General features: G+C 61.4%; 7 protein-coding genes. 6 read left to right on the plus strand and 1 reads right to left on the minus strand.

The features are described from left to right. Nucleotides 1-126 precede the first annotated feature (126 nt). The 6 genes from ssuE to HX812_RS31140 all read left to right on the plus strand — a co-directional run bounded on the left by ssuE (nucleotide 127) and on the right by HX812_RS31140 (nucleotide 4,801). Nucleotides 127-720, plus strand: a complete 594-nt coding sequence (gene ssuE / locus HX812_RS31115; RefSeq protein ID WP_015886424.1) for an NADPH-dependent FMN reductase — start codon at nucleotides 127-129, stop codon at nucleotides 718-720. A 94-nt stretch (nucleotides 721-814) separates the two neighbouring features. Further along, the gene (locus tag HX812_RS31120) at nucleotides 815-1,783 is read left to right on the plus strand and encodes a sulfonate ABC transporter substrate-binding protein (protein ID WP_038850713.1); all 969 of its coding nucleotides are present in this window, start codon (nucleotides 815-817) and stop codon (nucleotides 1,781-1,783) included. A gap of 25 nt (nucleotides 1,784-1,808) precedes the next feature. After that, complete coding sequence (ssuD, locus tag HX812_RS31125; protein ID WP_038850712.1) at nucleotides 1,809-2,957, plus strand: FMNH2-dependent alkanesulfonate monooxygenase; 1,149 nt, start codon at nucleotides 1,809-1,811, stop codon at nucleotides 2,955-2,957. A gap of 8 nt (nucleotides 2,958-2,965) precedes the next feature. Continuing rightward, complete coding sequence (ssuC, locus tag HX812_RS31130) at nucleotides 2,966-3,754, plus strand: aliphatic sulfonate ABC transporter permease SsuC (RefSeq protein ID WP_038850711.1); 789 nt, start codon at nucleotides 2,966-2,968, stop codon at nucleotides 3,752-3,754. Further along, nucleotides 3,751-4,557, plus strand: coding sequence for an aliphatic sulfonates ABC transporter ATP-binding protein (gene ssuB, locus HX812_RS31135; protein WP_038850710.1), 807 nt, complete (start codon nucleotides 3,751-3,753; stop codon nucleotides 4,555-4,557). The genes ssuC and ssuB overlap by 4 nt, the downstream gene beginning before the upstream one ends. 28 nt (nucleotides 4,558-4,585) lie before the next feature. Beyond that, nucleotides 4,586-4,801 carry a molybdopterin-binding protein gene (locus HX812_RS31140; protein ID WP_003213899.1) on the plus strand — a complete coding sequence of 72 codons (216 nt, stop codon included), beginning with the start codon at nucleotides 4,586-4,588 and terminating at the stop codon, nucleotides 4,799-4,801. Between the two features lie 36 nt (nucleotides 4,802-4,837). On the opposite strand, the gene HX812_RS31145 is transcribed toward HX812_RS31140, so the two are convergent. Further along, nucleotides 4,838-5,476: a TetR/AcrR family transcriptional regulator gene (locus HX812_RS31145; RefSeq protein ID WP_038850708.1), complete on the minus strand. Its 639-nt coding sequence runs from the start codon at nucleotides 5,474-5,476 to the stop codon at nucleotides 4,838-4,840. Nucleotides 5,477-5,616: the final 140 nt, after the last annotated feature.

Raw genomic sequence — 5,616 nt, forward strand, 5'->3', positions numbered from 1 at the left:
GCATTTAAAGAAAAAACACATGAAAAAATAAAATTTAAAGATATATAAATCTGCTGATAAGGTCTGTTCCATCTTGGCGCCATCGCCACACAGCGAACCGCCGACACCTGCTCAAGGAATTCCTGCATGTTGGTCGTAACACTTGGAGGCAGTCCCAGCCAGCGTTCCCGCTCCGGGGTGTTGCTGGATAAAACCCGTCAGTGGTTGCAAGACAAAGGCGTAGAAGTGGTGAGTTACCAGATACGGGACTTCCCGGCTGAAGACCTGCTGCATGCGCGCTTCGACAGCCCCAAGGTCATCGACCTGCTGCAACAAGTGGCTAATGCGGATGGCCTGGTGATCGCCACGCCGGTCTACAAGGCCTCGTTCTCCGGCGCGCTGAAAACCGTGTTGGACTTGCTGCCCGAGCGCGCCCTGGCCCACAAGATCGTGTTGCCGATGGCTACCGGTGGCAGCATCGCCCACATGCTGGCGGTGGACTATGCCTTGAAGCCGGTGCTGTCGGCGCTGAAGGCCCAGGAATTGCTCCACGGCATCTTTGCCGAAGACAGCCAGATCGCCTACGGCGAAGGCAGCGCCCAGGCGCAACTGGTGCCGGTACTTGAACACCGTTTGCATGAAGCCCTGGAAACGCTCTACGGCGCCATGGCCCGTCGCCCGAAACCGCTGGACCCCCATGTGTTGAATGAACGTTTGTTGAGTGCTCGCTGGAGCATTTAAGCCACACCGAAATGTAAAAAACTCACCTTACTCAGCCGCCAACGGCCAAGCAGGTGCAGCCAACCCCCTAAACGCATTATTTGGAGAGAGCGCCATGCGCACTGTCATCTTGCGTCGTGGTCTGGTCGCACTGTTTGCTGCGGCTGTGTCCTTCGGCGCCATTGTTCAAGCCCAAGCCGCCGAGACCCTGCGGATCGGTTACCAGAAGTACGGCACGCTGGTGCTGCTCAAAGCCAAAGGCACCTTGGAAAAACGCCTGGCTGCCCAAGGCGTGAACGTGCAGTGGACCGAGTTCCCTGGCGGCCCGCAATTGCTCGAAGGCCTGAACGTCGGCTCCATCGACTTCGGCGTGACCGGCGAAACCCCGCCCGTCTTCGCACAGGCCGCCGGTGCCGACTTGCTCTACGTCGCCTACGAGCCACCTGCACCGACCAGCGAAGCGATCCTGGTACCGAAAGACTCACCGATCAAATCCGTGGCAGAGCTCAAGGGCAAGAAAGTCGTCCTGAACAAAGGCTCAAACGTGCATTACCTGCTGGTACGTGCCCTGGAAGACGCCGGCCTGAAATACACCGACGTGCAGGCTGTATTCCTGCCGCCCGCCGATGCGCGTGCCGCCTTCGAGCGTGGCAGCGTGGACGCCTGGGTGATCTGGGACCCGTACCAGGCCGCCGCCGAGAAACAACTGCAAGCCCGCACTCTGCGTGACGGCACCGGCATCGCTGACAACCACCAGTTTTACCTGGCGACCAAGCCCTACGCTGAAAAACACCCGGAAGTGGTCAAGGCGCTGATCGAAGAAGTGCGCGCGGTGGGCGAATGGTCCAAGGCCAACCCGCAGGAAGTCACCGAACAAGTGGCACCGTTGCTCGGCCTGCCAGCCGACATCACCCTGACCTCGGTGAAACGCCAAGGCTACGGCGCGCTGTTCCTGACCCCGGAAGTGGTCGCCGCCCAGCAGAAAATCGCCGACAGCTTCTACCAGCTCAAATTGATCCCCAAGCCCTTGAACATCAAGGACGTGATCTGGACACCCCCCGCCGCCGTTGCCAAAGCGCCGTAATCCGACTTCTTCAGGAGACAACTCCATGAGCCTCAATATTTTCTGGTTCCTGCCTACCCACGGCGACGGCCATTACCTTGGCACCGCCGAAGGCGCTCGCGCCGTTGACCACGGTTACCTGCAGCAAGTGGCCCAGGCCGCTGACCGCCTGGGTTTCGGCGGGGTGCTGATCCCTACCGGTCGCTCCTGCGAAGACTCGTGGCTGGTGGCGGCCTCGCTGATCCCGGTGACCCAGCGTCTGAAGTTCTTGGTCGCCCTGCGCCCCGGGATCATTTCCCCGACGGTGGCCGCGCGTCAGGCCGCGACCCTGGACCGACTGTCCGGCGGCCGTGCCTTGTTCAACCTGGTCACCGGGGGTGACCCGGAAGAATTGGCCGGCGATGGCTTATTCCTCAGCCACGAAGAGCGCTATCAGGCCTCGGTGGAATTCACGCGCATCTGGCGCCGTGTGCTGGAAGGTGAAACCGTGGATTACGACGGCGAACACATCAGCGTCAAAGGCGCCAAGCTGCTGTATCCGCCGATCCAGCAACCGCGTCCGCCGTTGTATTTCGGTGGTTCTTCCGAGGCGGCCCAGGACCTGGCGGCCGAGCAAGTGGAAATGGTGCTGACCTGGGGTGAGCCGCCTGCCGCCGTTGCGGAAAAGATCGCACAGGTGCGGGCCAAGGCCGAGAACCTCGGCCGTACCCTGCGCTTCGGCATTCGCTTGCATGTGATCGTCCGTGAAACCAACGAAGAGGCATGGAAAGCCGCCGACAAATTGATCTCCCATGTGGACGACGACACCATCGCCCGCGCCCAGGCCTCGTTGTCGCGCTTTGATTCGGTAGGCCAGCAACGCATGGCCGCGTTGCACGGCGGCAGCCGCGACAACCTGGAAGTCAGCCCCAACCTGTGGGCGGGCGTCGGCCTGGTCCGCGGCGGCGCAGGCACCGCGCTGGTGGGTGATGGCCCAACCGTGGCGGAACGCGTGAAGGAATACGCCGCGCTGGGCATCGACACGTTTATCTTCTCCGGCTATCCACACCTGGAAGAGTCGTATCGCGTCGCGGAGCTGCTGTTCCCGCACCTGGATATCGAACGTCCCGAGCTGCCGAAAAGCGCCGGTTACGTCAGCCCGTTCGGCGAAATGGTCGCCAACGACATCCTTCCCAAAGCTGCGTCGGCGAGCTGAGGCAGCCCATGAACTATGAAAAATTGAGTCATCGCGTGGCGCCTTGGGTGCTGCCGATCTTATTGCTGGCGGTGTGGCAGTTGTCGGTGTCGGCGGGTTGGTTGTCGACCCGCATTCTGCCGGCGCCGAGTGCGGTGATTGAAGCCGGGGTCAATCTGGTCGCCAGCGGCGAAATCTGGACTCACCTGGCTATCAGTGGCTGGCGTGCGGGCCTGGGTTTTGTGATTGGCGGCAGTATCGGCCTGGCCCTGGGCTTTATCACCGGCCTGTCGAAGTGGGGCGAACGCCTGCTGGACAGTTCGGTGCAGATGATCCGCAACGTGCCGCATCTGGCGCTGATTCCGCTGGTGATCCTGTGGTTTGGCATCGATGAGACGGCGAAGATTTTCCTGGTCGCCCTCGGCACGCTGTTTCCGATTTACCTCAACACCTACCACGGCATCCGCAACGTCGACCCGGCGCTGGTGGAAATGTCGCGCAGCTACGGCTTGTCCGGGTTCAGCCTGTTCCGCCAGGTGATCCTGCCGGGTGCGCTGCCATCGATTTTGGTGGGCGTGCGCTTTGCCTTGGGCTTCATGTGGCTGACGCTGATCGTGGCGGAAACCATCTCCGCCAGTTCCGGTATCGGTTACCTGGCGATGAACGCCCGCGAATTCCTGCAAACCGACGTGGTGGTACTGGCCATTGTCATGTACGCGATCCTCGGCAAGCTGGCCGATCTGGCGGCGCGTGGTCTGGAGCGTGTGTGGTTGCGTTGGCATCCGGCGTATCAAGTGAATAAAGGAGGTGCGGCATGACAGCTCAACAACCCCCGCGCCTGCTCAAGGGCATTCCCCTGGCGGTCCGCAAGCTGCGTAAGGCCTTTGGTGCGCGCGAAGTGCTCAAGGACATCGACCTGCACATCCCGGCCGGGCAATTCGTGGCTGTGGTCGGGCGCAGTGGTTGCGGCAAAAGTACTTTGCTGCGCCTGCTCGCTGGCCTGGATAAGGCCAGCGGCGGCGAACTGCTGGCCGGTTCCGCGCCGTTGAGCGAAGCGATTGAAGACACGCGGTTGATGTTCCAGGAGGCGCGCCTGCTGCCCTGGAAAAAGATTATCGACAACGTCGGCCTGGGCCTTAAAGGCAACTGGCGCCCCCGTGCCTTGGAAGCCCTGGAAGCGGTCGGCCTGGCCGAGCGCGCCAATGAATGGCCGGCGGCGCTGTCCGGCGGGCAGAAGCAACGCGTGGCTTTGGCCCGTGCGCTGATCCACCAACCGCGCTTGCTGCTGCTGGATGAGCCGTTGGGTGCGCTGGATGCCTTGACCCGTATCGAGATGCAGCAACTGATCGAAAACCTCTGGCAAAAGCACGGCTTCACCGTGTTGCTGGTCACTCACGACGTCAGCGAAGCCGTGGCGATTGCCGACCGGGTGATCCTGATCGAAGACGGCGAAATCGGCTTGGACCTGATCGTCGACCTGCCACGCCCACGCGCCCGGGGCTCACACCGCCTGGCCGCACTGGAAGCTGAAGTGCTCAACCGTGTGTTGTCCTTGCCGGGCTCACCGCCGGAACCTGAACCTGTTTCACCGCTGCCTACGCAATTGCGCTGGGCTCAATAACTCACTTGTCCTACGAAGAGAGAACGACATGACTATTAAAGCGATCAACGTGCGTAACCAGTTCAAAGGCACCATCAAGGAAATCGTCGAAGGCGACGTGCTGTCGGAAATCGACGTGCAGACTGCGTCCGGTATCGTGACATCCGTGATCACCACCCGCTCGGTCAAAGAGCTGGAACTGGTGATTGGCAGTGAAGTGATTGCCTTTGTGAAATCCACCGAGGTGTCGATCGCCAAGTTGTGATCACGCTACCTCCTGTAGGGGCCGGCAAACCGGCACCTACAGTTGTGTGCGTTTGGACAGGTAGGGCGGCAGGTACAGCCCCACATACGCATCAAACACTCGCATCCCTTCCTCCGCCATGCGCGGCGTGATCAACCCATGCTGATGCACCGAGCGTGCATACACGCGGTCGCTCAGCTCCAGAGCCAACGCAAACACGTCCACATCATTCGGTAGCGTCGGCACTTCAAAGTGACGGTTGAACACCGTGAGCATCAAATCGCCCAATTCCAGATCGTGCTGACGATCCGCCTGGGTCACTTCCGTCAGCCCATGCTGGGCCAGGATCAACTGGCGAGCAGCGGCATCTTGATCGTAGACCGTGAGCATGCGCTGCTCGACGATGCAGGACAGGTCGCGCCAATGCTTGAGCGAGTCATGGTCGATGGGTGCCTGGATAGCCGCCCGAAATGCGCTGTGAACGTCAGCGGTCAAGGCTTCCAACAACGCCGGCACACTGGCGAAAAAGTGATACACCGACGACGGCGGGATCTGCGCCCGCTCGGCCACGCTATAGATCGACAAACTCGCCACGCCTTCGGCGGCCAGCAAAGTGCGGGCGGCGTCGAGGATCGCGTCGATCCGGGCCTGGCTGCGGGCGCGGGGTTTGCGAGGGGCGGCGGGGCGGGTGGTCATGGAAGTCTCCTACAAGGCAGCGGGCATTGTACGCAGAGGTCCATAGTTGGGAAGAGGGGCTTTTGTGGTGAGCGGGCTTGCCCCGCGCTGGGCTGCGCAGCGGCCCCAATAAAAACGCCGCATTCTGACAGGCAGAATGC

The organism is Pseudomonas sp. IPO3749, from assembly GCF_013386605.1.
GTDB lineage: Bacteria > Pseudomonadota > Gammaproteobacteria > Pseudomonadales > Pseudomonadaceae > Aquipseudomonas > Aquipseudomonas azotoformans_A.